The organism is Paenarthrobacter nicotinovorans, from assembly GCF_007670255.1.
Classification (GTDB): Bacteria; Actinomycetota; Actinomycetes; order Actinomycetales; family Micrococcaceae; genus Arthrobacter; species Arthrobacter nicotinovorans_B.
Window position 1 is genome coordinate 240,128 of the sequence record NZ_SZVS01000004.1, and the last position, 20,238, is coordinate 260,365.

Sequence of the window (20,238 nt, forward strand, 5' to 3'; positions counted from 1 at the left end):
ACCGGCGGACGCCTTCCGCCATCATTGGAGGAATGACCGTGGCAGACCAGACACCAGGAGAACCGCGCAAGATGCGGACCTCGGTCAAGGGACCGCTCATGTTCTCGGCCTTCTTCGCAGTGCTGGCTTTCTTTGCCGTGCTGATCTTCGCTTCAGGCGGCAGCGCGCGGACTCCCCGGTTCGACCTCGCGTTCACCGGCGCCGGCATCGCCTTCATCGTGAGCCTCGTCGTGGCAGCCATGCTGTCCATGAGCTACAAGGAAAACGCCGATCACCTCGGCAAGGGCTCGGGGGTCAACCTCAGCTCGAAGCGTCCGCACGGCGGATCGGCGGCTCCGGAGTCGCCCGACGGGACTGAAACGCCCGACGCCGGCCGCTAACCTTCCAGCGCTTCCCCACCTCGGTTGGGGGAGCGCTTTTTAGTGGGCGCTGCCCGGCTTACTCGCCTTCGGCTGCCTTCCTTGCCCGGTAGGCCGCGACGTGGGTTCGGTTGGCGCAGTTGCCGGTGTCGCAGTACAGCTTTGAGCGGTTGCGGCTGAGGTCCAGGACCACGGCGTCACAGTCATCGGCGGCACATACCCGCATGCGTTCCATCTCTTTGCTGCGGATCACATCGATGATCGCCATCGCCGCTTCGGTGCCCATGCGGTCTGCCAGCGGCGCTTCAGGGGTGGTGGCGTGAAGGTGCCAATCCCAATGGTCGTGCTTGACCAGCTGTGGGAGTGCTTTCGCATCGGTGAGCAGCTTGTTGACGGACTTGGCTGCGGTGTCTTCGTCTGAGCTCCAGAGCGTTGCCAGCTGGCCACGGAGACGCTTGATGCTGTTCAGCTCATCCGCAGAATTGACGCGTGAACCGGTGAACTCCTCAGCGGCCAGAAAGGCGTTGAGGTCTTCCAGGGAGGTCAGCAGTTCCTGCCCATTGGCAGCCGTGTTGATCAGGTTGACCACGCTGCGGAGGGCAACCACGGTGTCAGGCGCAAAAAGCACTTTGACTCCTTACATGTTCCGGGAGTACTGTCATGACCATAAGCCCACTTTACTCCTGACAGGAGGCTGCTGTGTCAGCTCCAATGACGAAGGCTGATGCAAAGAATTTCCTGGCATCAGGACTCGGCATCGCACTCTTTTCTTCAGCCGTGTTCGGCACCTCAGGCTCCTTCGCCAAATCAATGCTGGAAACCGGCTGGTCACCCGGCGCCGCAGTCACCGTGCGCCTCACCGGTGCCGCGCTGATCCTGGCGATTCCCGCCGTCGTCGTTCTTCGCGGACGCTGGCACCAGCTCAAGGAAAACTGGCTCACCATCCTGCTTTTCGGCCTCATCGGAGTCGCCGGCTGCCAGCTCTTCTATTTCAACGCCGTAGCCCGTTTGTCCGTCGGCGTCGCGTTGCTGCTGGAGTACCTGGCCCCGGTGATGATCGTCCTGTGGCTCTGGATCTCCACCCGCCGGAAGCCGCGTGCCCTGACCGCTGCCGGTGCGTTGCTTTCGCTCGGCGGCCTGGTGCTGGTGCTCGACCTGACAGGTGCCGTGAAGGTGGACTTTGTAGGGGTCCTGTGGGGTATGGCGGCTGCCGTGTGCCTGGTGATCTACTTCTTCATCACAGCCAAGGAGAACGACACCCTTCCTCCGCTGGTGCTGGCCTCGGGTGGCCTCCTGGTGGGTGCCCTGGTGATGTGGCTCGTGGGCGGATTGGGCTTGCTTCCCATGACGTTCAGTACCGCGGACACAACGCTGGGTCCGTGGACCGTGCCGTGGTGGGTGTCCGCCGTCGGCCTGATCATCCTGGCAACTGTCCTGGCGTACGTTTCCGGAATCATGGCGGCGCGGAGCCTGGGCTCCAAGGTGGCTTCGTTCGTCTCGTTGACGGAGGTGCTGTTTGCTGTGATCTGGGCGTGGCTGTTGCTGGGCGAACTTCCCGGCCCGATCCAGCTCCTGGGCGGTCTCCTGATCGTGGGCGGCGTTGTCCTGGTCCGGGTGGATGAACTGCGCGGAGACCGTCGGGCCGCTGCCGCGGGCGCCCGGGCTTTGGATCATCCGAACGACGTCGAACCTGTCCCTTCAGGGCCGGTCGCCGAAGGTCGATGATCCAAGATTTCGAAAAGAACGCAAAAATGCCCGGACGCTTGTGCGTCCGGGCATTTTCCCAACTGTCCTAGTTGGAGGCCTGCTGCTGCTGCTCAGCGTTCTTCTGGGCACGGTCGCCGGCCTGACGAAGGGCGTCGGCAACCTTCTTCAGGTTGGAAGTGTGCTCGCCGTCCCACTCGCTGCGGAACTTGTCAGCGTCCGGGCCCTTCCAGTCAGTGCCGTCAAGAGCGCCCTTGAGCTGCGAACGCTGCTGCTCGATCTGCTCAGCACCTGCCTTCAGCTTGTTACCGAGCTGACGAAGCTGATCAACATCTGCACCCCAAATAGCCATGAGATTCTCCTTCATTTGTTCGGACCCGAGCTCTTCGGCATCCCCAGCGGCCTCCGGCTCATCCGGAAGATCCAATAGCTAAAACCTATCCCGTGAATCGCAAACGCGTCGATGGGCACCCCTCCCCATGCAGCACTGCCCATGGTTAGCATGGGGCTATGTGCCGGAATATCAGGACTTTGCATAACTTCGAACCGCATGCCACCAGCGAGGAAGTGGAGGCCGCGGCCCTCCAATATGTGCGCAAGATCAGCGGATCCACCAAGCCGTCAAAGGCCAACGAAGAAGCTTTTGCCGAGGCTGTCCACGAGATCGCGCACATTACGCAGCATCTCTTGGACTCATTGGTAAGCCACGGTCCCGCCAAGAACCGTGAAGAGGAAGCAGCCAAGGCGAAGGCCCGGGCCGCATTCCGCTTCGGAACCGCCTGACCCGGGCCTCGTTCCAGCGCGCTACTTGCCGAACGAGCGCAGCCTCAGCGAATTGGCCACAACCAGGACTGAGCTGGCCGCCATTGCCGCGCCCGCGATCATCGGATTCAGCAGCCCAAGGGCAGCAACCGGAATGCCGATCGCGTTGTAGAAGAACGCCCAGAACAGGTTGGTCTTGATGGTGGAGAGCGTCTTCCTGGACAGTTCGATCGCCTGCACCAACTGACCCAGATCACTGCCCATCACGGTCAGGTCCGAGGCCTCGATAGCAACGTCCGTGCCGGAACCCATTGCGATTCCGAGGTCCGACTGGGCCAGGGCCGCGGCGTCGTTGACGCCGTCGCCGGCCATGGCGACCGTGGAACCCGATTCCTGGAGCTTCCGAACGGCGTCCACCTTGCCTTCCGGCAATACCCCGGCGAAGACATCTTCCGGCCCAATTCCGACGGCGGCAGCCACCTGGGCGGCCACTGCGGCGTTGTCTCCGGTCAGGAGGATGGGACGGATCCCGAGGTCCTTCAGTTTTGCGATCGCCGCCGCGGAGCCGGGTTTGATGGTGTCCCGAAGGCTCACAATGCCGGCCGGTTCGCCATCAACGGCCACCCAGATAGCGGTGGCGCCCCCATTCTCCTGGGCAGCGAGGACATCGCGGTGTTCGGTTTCGAGGGAGATGCCGTTTTCCTCCAACCACCCCGAACGGCCCACAACGACGGTCTTCGTGCTGCCGTCCAGCGCTACGCTGCCCCGAACTCCGCCGCCTGGCGCCGAACTGAAGCTTCCAACGGCAGGCAGTGTTCCGGCGTCGTGCGCTGCTTCTTTGGCCGCCGCCGCAATGGCGTGGGCGATCGGGTGTTCCGACGCCGACTCGACGGCCCCGGCCAAGGTCAGCACAGCAGCGGGGGAGTGCCCGTTGAGGGCGACCGTGCGGTCCACGGCCAGCTTGCCACTGGTCACCGTGCCCGTCTTATCCAGCAGGATGGTGTCCACGTGCCGGGTATCTTCCAGCACCTGGGGGCCCTTGATGAGGATACCCAGCTGGGCACCACGGCCCGTTCCGGTCAGCAGGCCAACCGGGGTAGCCAGGCCCAGGGCGCATGGGCAAGCGATCACCAGGACCGCAACGGCAGCTGTGAAGGCAGCGTTGAGGTCCCCGGAGAAGAACAGCCAAAGAAGGAAAGTGACCACGGCGATGACCAGCACGATGGGAACGAAGACCGAACTGATCCGGTCCGCGAGCCGGGCGATGGGTGCTTTGCCAGTCTGGGCTTCGCTGACCAGTCGTCCCATCTGGGCGAGAGTCGTGTCGGAGCCGACGCGCGTGGCCCGTACCAGCAATCGCCCGGATGTGTTGATGGTGGCACCCGTTACTGTGCTGCCCGGTCCAACTTCGACAGGGACGGATTCTCCGGTCACCAGGGATGCGTCCACGGCTGATGCGCCATCGAGCACCACGCCATCGGTGGCGATCTTCTCACCGGGACGAACAACGAACACATCGTCCACCAGGAGCTGGTCTGCGGGGATCTTCTTCTCCACGCCATCCACCAGGATGGTTGCATCCTTGGCGCCCAGATTGAGCAGGGCTTTGAGGGCGTTGCCTGCCCTGGCTTTGGCATTCGCTTCAAGATAGCGTCCCAGCAGCAGGAAGGTGGTGACCACGGCTGCGACTTCGAAGTACAGGCCGCCGCCCGCCATGCTTTCCATGCCGGGGTGCTCTGTCATGCGTGGATCCGCGAACAACTGCCAGGCCGAGTACGCGTAGGCCGCAATGACACCGATGGAAACCAGTGTGTCCATGGTGGAGGCGAAATGCCGGGCGTTGATGGCAGCGGCCCGGTGGAACGGCCAGGCCGCCCAGCTCACGACCGGAAGTGCCAGTACGCCGACAACCCATCCCCAGTTGGCGAACTGGAGGGCCGGGATCATGGAGATTGCGAAAACCGGAACAGTCAGGACGGCGGCCAGGATCAACCGGGGCCGCAGCGTGGAAGCCGAGGGGCCATGATCCATGTGGTTTTCGTGGCCGGCGTGTTCCTCGTGTTCCTCGTGTTCCTCTTGCGTGGACCCGGCCTCGTGATGCCCATGCCCGTGGTCATCGACTGCCGGGCGGGAGTGGCGTACAGGGGCTTGCCTCAGCGTTGCCCTGTATCCCGTTGCGTTCACGGTGTCCACGATTTGCTGGTCTGTAACGTTTGCGGGGACCGTGACGTGCGCCGATTCGAGCGGCAGGTTGACGCTTGCCTCGACCCCTTCGAGTTTGCCCAGTTTCCGTTCCACTCGATTGACGCATGAGGCGCAGGTCATGCCCTCGATGTCCAGCTCGATCACCCTTTGTGCGGGTTGGTTGAAGGTCTCCTGGTTACTCAAGAGAACCCCCTAGGCTTCGTTGGCTACCACCACGTAGCCGGCTTCTGCCACGGCCTCGCCAATTTCCGACGGCGACAGCTCCTGGGTGGATGTGATGGTGACAGTGGACAAACCGCCGGGGTTGAGGTCCACCGCGACGTCCTTAACGCCGCTGAGCGCTTCAAGTTCTTCGCTCACGCTGGAAACACAGTGGCCGCAGGTCATGCCGGATACGTTGACGTTGGTCTGGATGGTCTGGCTCATGGAGTGCTCCTTGGTGGTGAGTTGGATGGTGTGGTGGGTGGTGGCTGAGTTACCGCTACCGCAGCAGGCGCCCGATGGCATCGGTGGCCTCCTTGACTTTGGCGTCGATGTGTTCGGCGCGGGTTTGGGGGTCGGGCTCGGAGGCAGCACCCACGACGCAATGGCCAATGTGCTCCTCAACGAGTCCCAGGCTCACGGCGTGGAGGGCCTTGGTGGCTGCCGCGACCTGCGTGAGGATGTCGATGCAGTATTTGTCTTCCTCCACCATGCGGGCAATGCCGCGAACCTGCCCTTCAATGCGTTTGAGCCGCTTGAGGTACGCGTCCTTGTTGCTGGTGTACCCATGGGATGCAGAGGGCTCCAGGTCCACCTCGATGACTGGTGCATCCTGATGGCTCATGCTCAGGTCTGGCGTGTTCATGGCCCCAAGTTATACCCCAAGGGGGTATGAAGTCAAGTACCCCCAGGGGGTATCCACAGCATGACTTGGTATAGACCAAAACAGCAAGAAATCGGATTCTTGTTTTGCAATGCAAACCTTTGGGCAAATGTGCTTTCGCCCACACCTCCGCGTTCATAGTGTTTGGTCACATAGCCGCGGAGGGGGAATCCCGCGGAATCCAACTTTTCTCCATGGAGGACACTTGAAACTCGCGCGCTCCGCCGCGGCAATTGCCATCGCAGCGCTCGCATTGACCGCCTGCGCTCCACCAACCTCGAACAACGCAGCCGCCAGCTCTGACGAGCAGACGGGAACTGTCCGCGTATGGCTTTTCTCCGAGGTCAACCAGGACCCCAAGTCCGCAGTGGTCAAGGAAGCTGTTACTGAATTCGAGGCGGCACACAGTGGTGCCAAGATCGATGTCCAGTACATCCCGGTAGACAGCCGGGCAGAACGGTTCAAGGCAGCGTTCAACGATCCTTCCAGCGCGCCGGATGTGGCCGAGTTCGGCAACACGGACCTTGCGAGCTACGTAGCATCAGGCGGTCTGGCCGATGTTACCGGGGACATCAATTCCTGGGATGAAGCCAAGGACCTGGACCAGAAGATCCTGGCCACCACTGAAATCGACGGCAAGAACTACGGTGTGCCGTGGTTCGTGGGAGTTCGCGCCCTCTACTACCGCACTGATCTCCTGCAGCAGCTCGGGCTCGAGGTCCCCAAGACCCTGGACGAGGTGGAAACGGTTGCCCGCGCTGTCCGTGCAGCCAACCCGGACATGCTGGGCATCTCCGTGGGCGGCGCTGCACAGTTCTCCGCCATGCCGTATCTGTGGGCCAACGGCGGGGAAATCGCCACAAAGGAAGGCGACAAGTTCGTTTCCGGCCTCGACTCCACCCAGTCCCGTGAAGGCGTGGCAGCCTACGCCCGTCTCCTCAAGGACGATATTTGCCCCGCCCAGACCTGCGCGGAATTCGGTGGAAACGCCAGTGTCCAGCAGTTCATCGCAGGCAAGTCGGCCATGACCATCGGCGGCGACTTCAACTACAAGGCCGTTGCTGCCAGTGCCATCAAGGACAAGTTCGCGGTCGTCCCGGTTCCGGGCAAGACTGCAGGTTCCATTGCGCCCGCATTCGCCGGAGGCAACAACCTCGGCGTCTTCAACAGCAGCGAACGCCGTACCCTCGCAGCGGACTTCGTGAAGCTGCTGGCCAGCAAGAAGTACCAGCAGAAGATGTTCGACTCCATGGGCAACCTCCCCACGTTCAGTGATGTCCAGAAGTCGGTGGCGGAAAACAACAAGCAGGTTGAGCCCTTCATCAACACATTGGGCGCCGGCACCAAGTTCGTCCCGGTCACCGAAAACTGGTCCACCATCGATGCCCAGGGCGTCTTCACGGGCATGTACCAGAAGGTGGTCACGGGCAAGGCCGATGTGAACGCGGCAACCACCGAGGCCGCTGCCGCCATGAACGCCGCGTTCGGGTCCAAGTAATGCGCTGCACCCCATCACGCACCGAAGGCGCAGCATGACGGCCCTCACCCCGGTTTTGCCTGAAGCGCCGCAGGGCGGCACCCCACGCAAAGGCACGACGACGGCGGCACGCGCCTCCCGCCGTCGGGGGCGTCTGGAGCCTTGGCTCTATCTGGCACCGGCCTTCATTGTCCTGATTGCCTTGCTCGGCTACCCGATCTTCCAGCTGATCAACGTCTCCCTGTACGACTACCGCCAGGCCCAGGTTAGTGGGAAAGCACCCCTGAAATTCGTGGGATTGGAGAACTACCAGAAGCTCTTCGCCGATCCGCAGTTCTGGACCGTCCTAGGCAATACCGTGGTCTTCGCCACCGCCTGTGTGGTCTTCACGTTGCTGGTGGGCAGTTCTCTTGCAGTGCTGGCCACCAGGCTCCGACCCTGGGTCCGATCGGTGTTGTTTGTGGTTTCGCTGGGCGCCTGGGCCACGCCTGCGGTCACGGGCAGTGCCGTGTGGTTGTTCCTGTTCGAACCCACCTTGGGACTGGTCAACAAGACGCTGGTCGCCATCGGATTGACGCAGTTCCAGGGCTACTCCTGGACCTACGACAAATGGTCGGCCTTCGGGCTGGTAGCAAGCGAAGTGGTGTGGTGCTCGTTCCCGTTCGTCCTGGTCACGGTCTACGCGGGCATCCAGGCGATCCCGACAGAGGTCATCGAAGCCGCAAGGATCGACGGCGCATCCATGCCCCGCATCGCCCGCAGCATCATGTTGCCGATGCTCCGCCCAATCGTGATCGTAGTGACCATCCAGTCGATCATCTGGAACTTCAAGATCTTTTCGCAGATCTACATCATGACCAACGGTGGCGGCATCGCGGGCCAGAACCTGGTCCTCAATGTGTACGGCTACCAGCAGGCCTTCGCCGCGAGCCTGTACGGGCTTGGTTCGGCCCTTGGGGTCATCATGACTGCTTTGCTGATGGTCATTACCCTCGTTTACCTCCGCATCCTCAAGCGAACAGGAGAAGCCCTGTGACCGCCGTCGACGTTTCACCGCTTGCGCCGCAAGCAGCGGCAGAGAACCAGCAGAAGTTCCGCAAGAACGGCAAGCGCCGTTTCGGCGCCGACGTCGCGGCGATCGTCATCGCGCTGATTGTGGCCTTCCCGCTGTTCTGGATGGTGCTTTCCGCGCTGAAGCCCAAAACCGCTCTCGACGCCGGTGACGCAGCCCCGTTCACGCTGGAACCGTCGCTGGACTCGTTCGGGCGCGTCCTTGGGGTCAACAATTTTGGTCAATACTTCCTCAACAGCGTGATTGTGGCGTTGGTGGTTGTGGTGCTGTCCACGATCCTGGCGTTCCTCGCGGCTGTGGCGCTGACCCGGTACAACTTCAAGATGCGGACCAAGCTGCTGATCATCATCCTGGTCTCGCAGATGGTGCCAGTTGAAGCCCTGACGATCCCGTTGTTCTTTCTGCTCCGCAACGCGGGCGAAGCCATTCCGCTGGTCGGCCTGAACCAGCTGGGTTCGCTGGTGCTGGTCCATGTGGGCTTCAGCATTCCGTTTGCCATCTGGATGCTGCGCGGTTTCGTGGCGGCCGTGCCGGTTGAGGTGGAGGAAGCGGCACGCCTTGATGGTGCCGGCAGCTTCCGCTTTGTCCGTTCCATCCTGTTCCCGTTGGTGGCACCGGGTGTGGTGGCGTGTTCGGTTTTTTCGTTCATCTCCACATGGAACGACTTCCTGTTCGCCAAGACCTTCATCATTTCCGCCCAGGAGAACCAGACGCTGCCCATGGCACTGCTGACGTTCTTCAAGCCCGACCAAAACGATTGGGGAGCCATCATGGCCGGCTCGGTCATCATGACCATTCCTGTGTTGATCTTCTTCGTCTCCGTCCAGCGCAAGCTTGTGTCCGGTCTGGCCGGGGCGGTGAAGGGATGAGCCCGCTTCACCAGTTGGTCCCGGCGCCCTGGTCCTTCTCGGCCGGGCACGGCGAGTTGACGCTCGACGCCGGTACTACTTTGGGTGCCGACCCTGAACTGAGCGGTCCCCGCCGTTGGTTTGCCCGTTCTTTGGGCGCGGCGACGGGCTGGGATCTGACTGCCGCAGCCAGCGACGACGCGCACATCCGCTTCCTGCTGGACCCGGACCTCGACTCCGAGGCGTACCGCTTGAAGGTGGGTGACGCCGTCGTAATTTCTGCCGGTGGACCTGCCGGCGCGTTCTACGCTGCGCAGACGCTGTTGCAGTTGCTTGGACCGAAGGCTTTCCGGCAGTCAGCGGTGGGTTCGGCGTGGTCGGTTCCGCGGGTTTCTGTGGAGGACAAGCCGCGGTTCGGCTATCGCGGGACGATGCTGGACGTCGCGCGACACTTCATGCCCAAGGACAACCTGTTGCGGTTCATCGAGGTGATGGCGATGCACAAGCTCAATGTCCTCCACCTGCACCTGACGGACGATCAGGGGTGGCGGATCCAGATCAACCGCTACCCCAAGCTGACTGAAATCGGGGCGTGGCGGCGCGAATCATCGCTTGGTTCCTGGCGTGCCGGTGTCTTCGACGGTCGACCGCACGGTGGCTTCTACACGCAGGACGACCTCCGCGAGATCGTGGCGTTCGCCGCTGAGCGGCACATCACCGTCATCCCGGAGATCGACGTCCCCGGCCACAGTCAGGCCGCAATCGCAGCGTACCCGGAGCTGGGCGAGGGCCCAGCCGACGGCGCGGAACCTGTGGAGGTGTGGACGCGCTGGGGTATCAATGACACGGTCCTTTCGGTCTCGGAAACCTCCCTGGAGTTCTATCGAAATGTCCTGGACGAAGTCGTGGAGATCTTCCCCTCCCCGTGGATAAGCCTGGGCGGCGACGAAGTTCCGCTCTCCCAATGGCAGTCCAGTGCTGCCGCTCGCGCGAAGGCGGAGTCGCTTGGCCTGGACGATGTCTCGGGCCTGCACAGCTGGTTCGTCGGGCAGCTGGCGGAGCATCTTCAGCGGCACGGCCGCGCCACCTCCGTATGGGACGAAATCGGCGACGGCGGACTTCCGGACGGCGCGCTCGTGGCGTCCTGGCGTGGGTACGACGGTGGCATCGATGCGCTCCGCAAGGGGTACGACGTTGTGATGTGCCCCGAACACAAGCTCTACCTCGACCACCGGCAAGCCGATGGCGACGACGAGCCGGTACCCGTCGGGTTCGTGACCACCTTGCAGGCCGTCTACGAGTTCGATCCGCTGCCTGGACTCTCCGCAGAGGGGTTGCCGGGACGATTGCTCGGCGCCCAGGCGAACATCTGGACCGAGCACCTCGACTCGCCCCGCCGGGTGCACTTTGCGGCCTTCCCGCGCCTCAGCGCCATCTCGGAAGTGTTCTGGTCCAACCCCGAGGACCGGGACTACGATGGGTTCCTGACCCGGCTCACAGGTGCACACCTGGCACGGCTCGAGGCCATGGGGGTGGAATACCGGCCGCTGTCCGGTCCCGCTCCGTGGCAGCAGCGGCCCGGCGTCGAGGGTTGGAAACGTGATTACGATGCCGAGCAGCTCGTGAGGAACTGAGTGACTACTGAAGGCAAGGACGCCCGCAATTCTTCGGCGTCACTTCGCAAAGCACTGGCTCTGTTGACGGTGGTGGCCGAGGAACCTGGCGATGGTGATGGGCTGGCGCTCGTAGAGCTCACCCGGCTCTCCGGATTGAACAAGAGCACCTTGTTGCGCCTGGCTGCGCCATTGCTCGAAGAGAACCTGCTGGAGCGTGACCACGAGACCGGAAAGTTCCGTCTGGGACACGGCTGCCTGAGGTTGGGGCAGTCCTACCTGGATCGTGTGGACCTGCGCAGCGTTGCCAACGGCGAGCTCCGGAGCCTCATGCGTGCTACGGAGAGCACCTGCCACCTGGTGGTGCTTTCCGGGCAGGACGTCGTCTATCTGGACAAGGTGGAAGACGAGGCCACGGTGCGCATGGCCTCGCGGGTTGGCGCCACCATGCCCGCTTACTGCACGGCGGTGGGCAAGGCCATGTTGGCGTTCAGCCCGGAAGAAGTGGTGGGACCGATCCTGGCCGGCAACTTGGTGCCGCTCACTGACAAGACCATCACTGATCCGGCACTGCTGCGCGCCGACTTCGAAGCCATACGACGGCGGGGCTATTCCATCGACGATCGGGAGAACGAGCCGGAGGTGCGCTGCGTGGCGGCGCCCATCTTCGGGCATGACGATCACGTGGTGGCTGCGCTTTCGGTATCTTCGCTGTCTTCCCGGATGACTGCCAAGCGGGTTCGGGAAGTGGGGCCGATGGCGGCGGAGACCAGCCTCCGGATTTCCGCCAAGCTCGGTTCGCGCCGGGCGTCTGCGAAGCTGGCGAAACTCGCATGAGCATGAGCGCTGCAGAGTTCTTCCGCGCCAAGCTCCAATGCGAGATCGACGTGATGGAAGTGGCGGAGTCGAAACCCGGTTCATTGGTGGTCGTGGATACCCGACGGCGATCGTCGTGGGAGCACGGACATATTCCTGATGCCGTACATATCCCCACCGCCAGCATTCCGGAGCTTGCTCCCGGGCTGGTCCCGGCTGGTTCGCAGGTAGTGGTGTACTCCTGGGGTCCGGGCTGCAATGGCAGTACTTTCGCTGCGCTCGCCTTCGCGGAATTGGGCTACCCGGTCAAGGAAATGATCGGTGGCATCGAGTATTGGATCCGGAACGGGTTGCCGGTGGAAACTTCCGCGGGCGTGGTCCAGCGTGAGCCGGATCCGCTGGTGACAGCGCACAAGGCCTGATGTGAAGGGGGCGGCGTGGCAGTTTTCGTACTGATTCACGGGGGCGGTTCCACGGCGTGGGATTGGCATCTGGTCAGGCCTCTTCTTGAAGCCTCCGGGCATCACGTGGTGGCCGTCGATCTGCCCATCGAAGATCCCGGGGCCGGACTTGAGGACTACACCCGTGTAGTGACGAAAGCAGTTGGCGATGCCAGAAACACCATCGTGGTGGGGCACTCCCTGGGTGGTTTCACCGCGCCCTTGGTTTGCGAGGCACTCCACTCGGATGGGTTGGTGTATCTCTCGGCGATGATTCCCCTGCCTGGCGAGACTTTCGGGGACTGGTGGACCAACACGGGGCATGACCGGGAAACCATTCCCGAAGAGCCATACTTCAACCTGGTCCCTGATGACTTGGCCGGCCACGCTATGGAAAAGGAGCGCGACCAACAGGGTGCCTGGATGGCAGCGCCGTGGCCGGGACAGCGTCCGGACGTGCCGACTTTGGGGATTCTGTGCCTCGACGATCTGTTCTTCCCGCCGTCGTTCATGAGGCGCCAAATCCGCGACCGGCTGGGCGCCGAACCGGTTGAGATCCCGGGCGGTCACTATGTTCCGTTGAGCCACCCCGAGGCTGTAGCCGGAGCCTTGAACGACTTCGCCCGGCAGGTTGCAGAGGGCCGGTAGTTCCTCGGGAGCCACAGCTCTGCCATCGCCGCCCGGCCACACCGAATAGGCTTGAACCATGCTGAACCTGGTCCTTGGCCTTATCTTTGCGGGGTTTTTCCTGGCCTCCTACCAGTCGGATCGGCGACGGCTCCGCAACGGCGTCTTCCTTTTGGTCGCGGCCTGGTTCCTGCTGCAGGCGCTCCTGGACTTCCTGATTGACCTGAACCCATTGTTCGAGTGGCTGAACCTCGTTGTTGTCGTTGTTCCCGTGGTGAGCATCTTCGTCTTCGCCGCCTTCCTGATCGCGAACGGCGTCACGATGGTCCGTCGCGAAGGCCCCGGGATCACCAGCTTCCTGCCGTTCGCCGTGGGGTTGACCGTTTTTCTGGCCCCCGTAGTCGCTTTCCTTTTCGTGCTGAGCGGGCAACCCATCCTGGCCGGCATCGCGGCCCTGGCCTTCTTCCTCTGCGCCTACCTGGGATGCGCTTTCGTTGTCTTCCTCGGCTACGCGCTGGTGTATTCCAGGATGCGCCACAGTCCGAACCCTGCCGCCGTCGTCGTCTTGGGGTCGGGCCTGATCGACGGCAACGTGCCGCCGTTGCTCGCCGCTCGCTTGAATAAGGCCTTGGAAATTTACGACGGCGTCGCCCCGGTCAGGCCCGTTTTGGTACCTTCCGGGGGTCAAGGCCCGGACGAACCCAGGCCCGAGTCCACTGCGATGAAGGAGTATTTGGTGGCGAAGGGAGCAGCGGCTGCAGATGTCTTGGAGGAGAACAAAGCCACCACCACCCGCGAGAACCTGGCCTATTCGGTGGCGCTGCTGGCAGAGAAGGGAATCCAGGGTCCGTTGCTGGTGTGCACCAACAACTACCATGTGCTCCGCGCAGCGCTCCTGTCGCGCCGGCAGAAGATCAGTGCTGAGGTGGTCGGTGCCCCAACGGCAAGGTATTTCGTGCCCAGCGCGTTCCTTCGCGAGTTCGTCGCGGTGATGCGGGACAACCGTCGGACCAATGTTGTCCTCTGCCTGCCGATGTTCGGTATTGCCCTGCTCATCACGGTTGCCCTGATGAACTCGCCGGTGGTGTAGTCCGGCTAGGCTCGGTGCATGTTTACCCTCGTTGCTCCCGATGTCTCCTTCCACCAGTCGTTCCTTGAATCCCACGCTGAGTGGGAAGGCGCCCACCAGGATGGCGCAGGAGTTTTCATGGCCGGGAACGTCACCACAGCTGAAGGGTTCGCTGCCTGGGTCCGGCAGCTGAGGGATGCGGAGCATGTGGAAGAGGATCGGGGCATCGTTCCTTGCACGTACCTCTGGATCACCGAGGGGTCGCGCTATGTGGGGGCCATCGCGTTCCGTCACCACCTCACTCCAGCGCTGCTGAATTCGGGGGGCCACATCGGTTACGGAGTACGGCCCTCGGATCGTGGCCGCGGCGCTGCATCGTGGGCTCTGCAGGAACTGTGTTCACAATTGGAGGGCCGGGATGAACCGGACCGTGTTCTACTGACCTGCGATGACGCGAACGTGGCCTCGGCCCGGACCATCGAGCGTGCGGGCGGTGTGCTCGAAGATAAGCGAACGGACGAGAAGGGACGCTTCTTTCGCCGCTACTGGATCGATGTTCCGGCCTCCCGGAGCTAAGGGCCGGCTTGTTCACCCTCCCGTCACCAAGCGTTGTTAGCGTTCTGCGAGAACATCGCTGAGCAGGAGGACCGCATGACGGAGGCAAATCCCCTGTCCACATCGCTGGACAACTGGTGGGTCAGGGACAACCTGCGCGAGACCATCGACCACTTGGTTGAACTTGGCTACACCATCAGCGGAGGCCAAGGGGAAGACCCTGAACTCATCGATCCCGGTGGATCGGCCGTGGAGACCTGGAGCGACGGATACCCCTACGAGGAGCGGATGACCCGTGACGAGTATGAGATCGAGAAGTACCGCCTCCAGATTGAGTTGTTGAAGTTCCAGTACTGGGGCCAGGATCTGGGCCTGAAGCACGTCATCGTGTTCGAGGGCAGGGACGCCGCGGGCAAGGGCGGAACCATCAAACGCTTCACGGAGCATCTGGATCCGCGCTCGGCCCGGACCGTTGCGCTGGCCAAGCCCTCCGACCGCGAGCAGGGCCAGTGGTATTTCCAGCGCTATATCCAGCACCTTCCTACTGCCGGCGAGATCGTGATGTTCGACCGCTCCTGGTACAACCGGGCCAACGTGGAACGCGTGATGGGTTTCTGCACCGAGGAGGAATACGACACCTTCATGGGTCAAGCGCCGGTGTTCGAAAAAATGCTGGTGGACGCCGGCATCCACGTGACCAAATTCTGGTTCTCGGTGACCCGTCAGGAGCAACGTACCCGCTTCGCAATCCGGCAGATCGACCCCGTTCGGCGCTGGAAACTCTCACCGATGGACCTGGCCTCGCTGGATCGTTGGGACGAGTACACCGAGGCAAAAGAACAGACGTTCCTGCATACGGATTCAGACCACGCTCCGTGGATCACCATCAAGTCCAACGACAAGAAGCGCGGCCGCATCAACGCCATGCGTTTCTTCCTCAACCAGTTCGACTACGCCGACAAGGACACCACGGTGGTTTACGACGCCGATCCGCTGATCGTCCGCCGCGGACGCGACGCCGTAGGCGACTAACGCCAAAGCACGACGGCGGCCGCCCGCCTTGTGGAGGCGGCGAGTGTCGACGTCGTGCGCTTTTCCTGAAAGTTCCGTTACATTTCTCTGACTGCCGGACATTAATCGGGTATGAGCGTGAAGACGGAGCGAGGGGATCGCGTGGACCAAGCGAGGGAGCAGCGTTTCCTGGCGTCCCACGCGGCCGGTCACGACAAGATCTACCGCTACTTTCGGCGTCGCACCGACGGAGCAACCGAGGCCGAGGACCTGTGTGCCGAGGTTTTCCGGATCGCCTGGGAAAAGTCCCGGGACCACGAACTATCCGTGCTGCTGCTGTTTGGCATAGCCCGGAATGTCCTCCGAAACCACAACCGCACCCACATTCGGTCCCTCAACCTCGCGCAGGAGCTTCAGCGGCAGAGGACCTCAACACCGGATTCCGGTGAGGGGGCCGTGCAGGAAGCGCTGGACAAGCTCAGGCCGCAGGACCGGGAGGTCCTCCTTCTGACGTATTGGGATGGCTTGTCGTCAGCCGAAGCAGCGGAACTGCTCCACGTCACTGCCACGGCAGTCCGGATGCGCCTGCATAGGGCGCGCAAGGAACTCGGCCAACTGCTTGCGGCGGACAACATTGCGGAAGGTGTTGGCAATGAGCACTAAGAAGTCATTGGACCTGCAACGCCTGGCTGCAGCCGATCCCGCCGCCGCGGTTACGGAAGAGGAACTGGCCCGAAGCCGGGAAAAGAGCCTTGCCGTCATGTCCACGGATGCGGTGCAACTGGCTGTCGGTGGATCCGTTGAGCAATTCCACAAGCGGCCACCGCAGCGACGTTGGCGACTGGCAGCGGGGTTTGGGTTGGCGGCTGCAGCAGTTATGGCTGGTGTTGTCGTGGCTTCCTCCCTGCCATCGCCACCCGCTGAGCAGGCCCGACCCGCCGCTACGCAGTCCGCTGCCGCACCGGAGACGGATTCGTCCGGGGCTCCACGACTACCCGAAATCGTTGACGCCAAAGCGGCAACGGGGGCTGCCGAAATCGTCGTCGGCGGCAACGGCAACAAGGCGGCTGTCTCCACGGATGAAGGCGTCAACATCTTCATGGACGCGCTCAACGTGGGAACGCTTGGCCTGAACAGCAGCGGATGCCTGGCCGGCGTCTACCCCGACGGGCACTCCGGCGGCCTGATCTTCCCGCACGGCACCAAGGTGACCGGATCCGGGGTGGTCTTGCCGGACGGAACGTCGATCAGCATTGGCCAGCAGTTCTCCTTCGGCGGAGGACTTTCCCCGGAGAACACAGACGTGGGCGAGTGCTCTCCCGACGGTTCGCCGTTTCTGGTCCAGAGCTGGGTAGGGCTCCCCTCGAAATAGACCCGCGAGTTGGCATTTGATGACAATGTTCTTGGGAAACATTGTCAGCAAATGCCAACTCGCGGAGCGCCAGGGCTCTACTCGGTGGCCTCGTCCTCCGAAACCGCGTCCTTCAACAGCAGTGCCGTGCCCTGGAAGGGGCCGAGCTCCAGGAAGAAGCTGCCAAGATCGTCCACTTGGCCCACGTCCTCACCGCTGAACAGATCCTGGACTGTCGCGCCCGGTACCAGGTAGGCAGACTGGATGCTGCCGGCGATGTCCTGGTCGGAGAAGTTCAGGACCGTCACTTGCACAGCTCCGTCTGCGAGCTGGTTGACCAACACCAGCAGGCCGCGGTTGGACACGTCCGGGACATCCAGCAGGGTGCTGGTGGCGATCCCGGACTCTTCCCGGACCGTAAGGATCTTTTGGAGGCGGCGGGCGTAGGAGTTCTCGTCCTTGAGCTGCTCCGGCAAGGCGCCGTAGAGGCTGCGGGCCCGGGGCATGCCGGCCAAGGAGGTCTTTGCATCCGGGCTGGTGCCCATGAGGTCGTGGGCTCCGCGGTTGATCCAACGGGTATCGCCTTGGGAAGTCAGCTCGCCGACGGTCGCCCGGTCCAGGGCGGTGACTCCGGTGAGGTCCCAACCCGAAAGTGCAAAGACGCCCGGCTGCAGCGCGTTGTACATGGACAGGAGGACATGGGCGTCCAACACCTGGGCTTCCTGCTCGGGCGTCATGGCGTCCGGGTCCTTGATACCCAGCGCAGCCATGAGGAAGCTGACGGTGGTGCAGGCGATGCCGTTGGTGGTGAAGACGGCGTTGTAGGGACCGTTTTCACCAGTGAGCCGTTCGCGCATGGTGTCCTGGACCTTTTCGGCCACTTCGGCGCCGGTGAGTTCCTCCCCGCCCAGTTCGAAGATGTCGTCCCGGTGGCCGGCTGCGAAGTGCAGGAGTTCGTAGGTCAGCTCATCGTGGTTTTGGAGCGCGTGGACCAAGGACGCCTGGTCTACCCCGATCTCCATGGCGAGCTTCAGGGTTAGGCGCAGGAACTCGGTATCACCGGTCACCAGGGCGTAGTGGTAAGCGGGCCTGGTAACAAAGTCGTAGGAAAGGTCCGCGCCCGACTCCGATTGTGCCTTGATGTCGTCAATGGTGAGGTTGAGTTCCTGGAAAGAGAACCCACCCACCTTGCGGATCATGGACCCAATCAGCTGGTTGGCTGCCTCGGACAATGGGTGGCCCTCGGACCAGCCCGGTTCTTCCTCGGCGCTCTTTTCGACGCCAAGGAAGCCATTGGCGTCCAGCCTCAGCGCTCCCGTGCCCAGATCCAGCAGGGAGTGCAGGGCATCACCGACCACCAGGCGCATGCCGGCGAAAGTGGGGTCAAGCCAGTTGATGGACGGCTGGCCTGCCTTGAAGTAGTGGAGATACACCCAGCGGCGTGCCTTGCCGGTGGTGTCGATGATCGCCTTGGTGGCGCTCCAGTTGGTTTCCTTGACGCCGGGCTCGTAGAAGATCACACGTTGCAGCCGGCCGATGATGTAGCCCGCCTGCTGAAGGGCCCGTTCTGCCTCCGGGCTGATGTTGACCGAGTCCTCGTTCTCGGGGACGTCCGGCAACAAATGCCAGTCTTCCTCCGGGATGTCCACCATGTGGTAAATCCCGGGGTAGTCCCGGAAGTTCATTTCGGCCAACCTGAAGTCGGCGCCCTTGCCGGTGTGGCCGGGAACAATGTCATCGATGATCGTGCCACCGTGCTCCACGGCGACCTCGCACATCTGGCGGAACTCTTCCTCGGTACCGAAAGCGGGGTCGATCGCCATGCTGATGCGGTCAAAATGCCCGTCGACGCTGGGGGTTTGCGACCATCCACGGATGCCGCCGGCGAGCTTCACCGGCCCAGTATGAAGCCCGCGGATGCCAATCTGGCTGAACGCGTCCCACAGCTCCGGATCGCCAAGTGCCGACAGGAACGACTGCCCGCCCTTGGTGATGAAGGACAGGGGATAGGCGGTGAACCAGACTGGTGCGCGTTCCACAGCGGCCCGGGGATTGGGCCTGGCATACGAGTTCTGCCACATGCTGGCTTGGCCCGAAAGCTGCCGCGCCATGGTGTTGGCGTCGCCGAGCATGGACTGGTTTCTCAGCCAGTCGACATACGTCTTGTTGAGGCCGTCGAATTCCAGCGAGGGACGCGCGGCAAAAAATTGACGACGGCGGGCGATCGGCCGGAGCGCTTTGGGGCGGGCAGGGTAGAACTGCTCGTCAAACGTGATCTCAGGTGACTCTGTGGCCGTTTCCTCGGTTTCCTGGGGTTCATCCTGCGTTTCCACCTGTGTTTCGGCTGGACCAGCGCTGACTTCTGCCGCGCTCTCGTTGACTACAGGCTCCCGCACAGCATTCTCCTTTACGTGGCCGCCGCATCAGCGCCGACCGTCCGAGGGGTCATTCAACAGGTCACGTACCCGGGAGTACCCGGCGTAATCATGCTAAGCATCCTTGGCAGCTGTTTGTCGACCTCAAGGAGAAGTGAGTCATGCCTTCTCAGGCTTCATTGCCGCCAGCCTATTAGTAGACAGAGCCTTCCAACACCTCTGACAGACGCCCTGCCGCCCGCCTGAGCTCCGGCACCGCGGCCCGCAACGCCGGTTCCGTGGCCGACTCCACGGGGCTTGTCAGGGCAATGGACTCACTGGGCCGGCCACTCCGATGCGGAACGGCAATGGCTATGGAAAGGACGCCGGTGGCACGTTCGTCTTCGGAGTAGGCGTAGTCGCTGCCTTCTTCCGGCAACCGCCCGCGGAGTTCTTCAATGGTGAAGGTGTCCTTCTCGTGGCCCGCGCCGATTGCAGCTGCCGTCGCTTGCTCCAGTTCAGTCTCCGAGGCTGATGCCAGAAGGATCTTCCCTGCAGCGCCCACCGTCAGCGGGAGGCGTTTACCCAGGGGAAGGTCGTAGCGAAGCGGTGATTCGCCGTCGACGCGGGCTACAAGGATGCGTTCGAAGCCGAGCCGGGTGTACAGCGAGGCAGTAAGTCCAGTTTGCGAGGCAACCTGCTGGAGGATCGGACGGGCAGCGACCACCAAGGGATCGTTTTCCAGATAGCTGCGGGCCGCGGGAAGGACTGCCGGGCCAACGCGGTACGACTTGTCGGTCTGGCTCACCATGCCGAAATCCTGAAGGACGCGCAGGATGCGGAGAGTGGTGGGCAGGCTCATGCCGCAGGTCCTGGCGAGATCGCTCAGCCTTTGGGGACGTTCGGCCCGCTGCAGCTCGGCAAAAACCTCCATGGCCCTGGAGAGGGAACGCATGTTGGCGGCCTTGGGGCTGTCCTCGGATGCTGTGGCTGAGTGCGTGGAGCTCAGGGTCATCCTTCCATTCTATGTAAGTTGCTTGCGCTTGACAGGCCATGTGTCTCCTGTCACTATTTCTCCATACGCAATACTCTTTCATTCTGTGAAATCTA

General features: G+C 62.6%; 22 protein-coding genes. 15 read left to right on the plus strand and 7 right to left on the minus strand.

All coding sequences use genetic code 11. The annotated features are described in order from the left end of the window. Window positions 1–32 precede the first annotated feature (32 nt). Window positions 33–380, plus strand: a complete 348-nt coding sequence (locus FDP28_RS08335; RefSeq protein WP_144660441.1) for a hypothetical protein — start codon at window positions 33–35, stop codon at window positions 378–380. A gap of 58 nt (window positions 381–438) precedes the next feature. On the opposite strand, the gene FDP28_RS08340 is transcribed toward FDP28_RS08335, so the two are convergent. Continuing rightward, complete coding sequence (locus FDP28_RS08340) at window positions 439–987, minus strand: CGNR zinc finger domain-containing protein (RefSeq protein WP_144660443.1); 549 nt, start codon at window positions 985–987, stop codon at window positions 439–441. 71 nt (window positions 988–1,058) lie between these two features. Between FDP28_RS08340 and FDP28_RS08345 the strand changes: the two genes are divergently transcribed. Then, a complete protein-coding gene (locus tag FDP28_RS08345) occupies window positions 1,059–2,084 on the plus strand; it encodes an EamA family transporter (RefSeq protein WP_144660446.1) in 1,026 nt (341 codons plus the stop codon). Between the two features lie 67 nt (window positions 2,085–2,151). On the opposite strand, the gene FDP28_RS08350 is transcribed toward FDP28_RS08345, so the two are convergent. Then, entirely contained in the window at window positions 2,152–2,415 is a 264-nt protein-coding gene (locus FDP28_RS08350; RefSeq protein WP_144660457.1) for a WXG100 family type VII secretion target, read from the minus strand. Between the two features lie 158 nt (window positions 2,416–2,573). On the opposite strand from FDP28_RS08350, the gene FDP28_RS08355 reads away from it, so the two are divergent. Next, window positions 2,574–2,846 (plus strand): DUF2277 domain-containing protein, encoded by a 273-nt coding sequence (locus FDP28_RS08355; RefSeq protein WP_144660460.1) that lies wholly within the window; start codon window positions 2,574–2,576, stop codon window positions 2,844–2,846. A gap of 21 nt (window positions 2,847–2,867) precedes the next feature. On the opposite strand, the gene FDP28_RS08360 is transcribed toward FDP28_RS08355, so the two are convergent. Genes FDP28_RS08360 through FDP28_RS08370 form a run of 3 tightly spaced genes read right to left on the minus strand, consistent with a single transcriptional unit; the run spans window position 2,868 to window position 5,877 of the window. Further along, window positions 2,868–5,213 carry a heavy metal translocating P-type ATPase gene (locus tag FDP28_RS08360; RefSeq protein ID WP_144660462.1) on the minus strand — a complete coding sequence of 782 codons (2,346 nt, stop codon included), beginning with the start codon at window positions 5,211–5,213 and terminating at the stop codon, window positions 2,868–2,870. Window positions 5,214–5,222: 9 nt separating this feature from the next. Next, window positions 5,223–5,456, minus strand: coding sequence for a heavy-metal-associated domain-containing protein (locus FDP28_RS08365; protein ID WP_260842389.1), 234 nt, complete (start codon window positions 5,454–5,456; stop codon window positions 5,223–5,225). A 55-nt stretch (window positions 5,457–5,511) separates the two neighbouring features. Beyond that, window positions 5,512–5,877 carry a metal-sensitive transcriptional regulator gene (locus tag FDP28_RS08370; RefSeq protein WP_144660467.1) on the minus strand — a complete coding sequence of 122 codons (366 nt, stop codon included), beginning with the start codon at window positions 5,875–5,877 and terminating at the stop codon, window positions 5,512–5,514. Between the two features lie 223 nt (window positions 5,878–6,100). Here FDP28_RS08370 and FDP28_RS08375 point away from each other — a divergent pair, with 223 nt between their 5' ends. The 12 genes from FDP28_RS08375 to FDP28_RS08430 all read left to right on the plus strand — a co-directional run bounded on the left by FDP28_RS08375 (window position 6,101) and on the right by FDP28_RS08430 (window position 16,795). Next, window positions 6,101–7,393, plus strand: a complete 1,293-nt coding sequence (locus FDP28_RS08375) for an extracellular solute-binding protein (protein ID WP_144660469.1) — start codon at window positions 6,101–6,103, stop codon at window positions 7,391–7,393. Window positions 7,394–7,427: 34 nt separating this feature from the next. Further along, complete coding sequence (locus FDP28_RS08380; protein ID WP_144660472.1) at window positions 7,428–8,408, plus strand: carbohydrate ABC transporter permease; 981 nt, start codon at window positions 7,428–7,430, stop codon at window positions 8,406–8,408. Then, a complete protein-coding gene (locus FDP28_RS08385) occupies window positions 8,405–9,313 on the plus strand; it encodes a carbohydrate ABC transporter permease (RefSeq protein WP_144660474.1) in 909 nt (302 codons plus the stop codon). Before FDP28_RS08380 ends, FDP28_RS08385 begins: the two co-directional genes overlap by 4 nt. Further along, complete coding sequence (locus FDP28_RS08390; RefSeq protein ID WP_144660477.1) at window positions 9,310–10,926, plus strand: beta-N-acetylhexosaminidase; 1,617 nt, start codon at window positions 9,310–9,312, stop codon at window positions 10,924–10,926. Before FDP28_RS08385 ends, FDP28_RS08390 begins: the two co-directional genes overlap by 4 nt. Then, window positions 10,927–11,742 (plus strand): IclR family transcriptional regulator, encoded by an 816-nt coding sequence (locus tag FDP28_RS08395; protein ID WP_144660479.1) that lies wholly within the window; start codon window positions 10,927–10,929, stop codon window positions 11,740–11,742. Continuing rightward, window positions 11,739–12,143 carry a rhodanese-like domain-containing protein gene (locus tag FDP28_RS08400; RefSeq protein WP_144660481.1) on the plus strand — a complete coding sequence of 135 codons (405 nt, stop codon included), beginning with the start codon at window positions 11,739–11,741 and terminating at the stop codon, window positions 12,141–12,143. The genes FDP28_RS08395 and FDP28_RS08400 overlap by 4 nt, the downstream gene beginning before the upstream one ends. Before the next feature lie 15 nt (window positions 12,144–12,158). After that, window positions 12,159–12,809 carry an alpha/beta fold hydrolase gene (locus tag FDP28_RS08405; RefSeq protein WP_144660484.1) on the plus strand — a complete coding sequence of 217 codons (651 nt, stop codon included), beginning with the start codon at window positions 12,159–12,161 and terminating at the stop codon, window positions 12,807–12,809. A 58-nt stretch (window positions 12,810–12,867) separates the two neighbouring features. Then, the gene (locus FDP28_RS08410; RefSeq protein ID WP_144660486.1) at window positions 12,868–13,878 is read left to right on the plus strand and encodes a YdcF family protein; all 1,011 of its coding nucleotides are present in this window, start codon (window positions 12,868–12,870) and stop codon (window positions 13,876–13,878) included. A gap of 18 nt (window positions 13,879–13,896) precedes the next feature. Further along, window positions 13,897–14,433, plus strand: a complete 537-nt coding sequence (locus tag FDP28_RS08415) for a GNAT family N-acetyltransferase (protein WP_144660488.1) — start codon at window positions 13,897–13,899, stop codon at window positions 14,431–14,433. A 75-nt stretch (window positions 14,434–14,508) separates the two neighbouring features. Beyond that, window positions 14,509–15,444, plus strand: a complete 936-nt coding sequence (gene ppk2 / locus FDP28_RS08420) for a polyphosphate kinase 2 (RefSeq protein WP_144660491.1) — start codon at window positions 14,509–14,511, stop codon at window positions 15,442–15,444. A 141-nt stretch (window positions 15,445–15,585) separates the two neighbouring features. Next, on the plus strand, window positions 15,586–16,086 hold the full coding sequence (locus tag FDP28_RS08425; RefSeq protein ID WP_186313559.1) for an RNA polymerase sigma factor: 501 nt from the start codon (window positions 15,586–15,588) through the stop codon (window positions 16,084–16,086). Next, complete coding sequence (locus FDP28_RS08430; RefSeq protein WP_144660495.1) at window positions 16,076–16,795, plus strand: hypothetical protein; 720 nt, start codon at window positions 16,076–16,078, stop codon at window positions 16,793–16,795. Before FDP28_RS08425 ends, FDP28_RS08430 begins: the two co-directional genes overlap by 11 nt. A gap of 77 nt (window positions 16,796–16,872) precedes the next feature. Here FDP28_RS08430 and treS read toward each other — a convergent pair whose 3' ends face one another. Further along, window positions 16,873–19,170 carry a maltose alpha-D-glucosyltransferase gene (gene treS, locus FDP28_RS08435; RefSeq protein WP_144660498.1) on the minus strand — a complete coding sequence of 766 codons (2,298 nt, stop codon included), beginning with the start codon at window positions 19,168–19,170 and terminating at the stop codon, window positions 16,873–16,875. A gap of 172 nt (window positions 19,171–19,342) precedes the next feature. Further along, window positions 19,343–20,143 (minus strand): IclR family transcriptional regulator, encoded by an 801-nt coding sequence (locus tag FDP28_RS08440; protein ID WP_144660500.1) that lies wholly within the window; start codon window positions 20,141–20,143, stop codon window positions 19,343–19,345. Window positions 20,144–20,238: the final 95 nt, after the last annotated feature.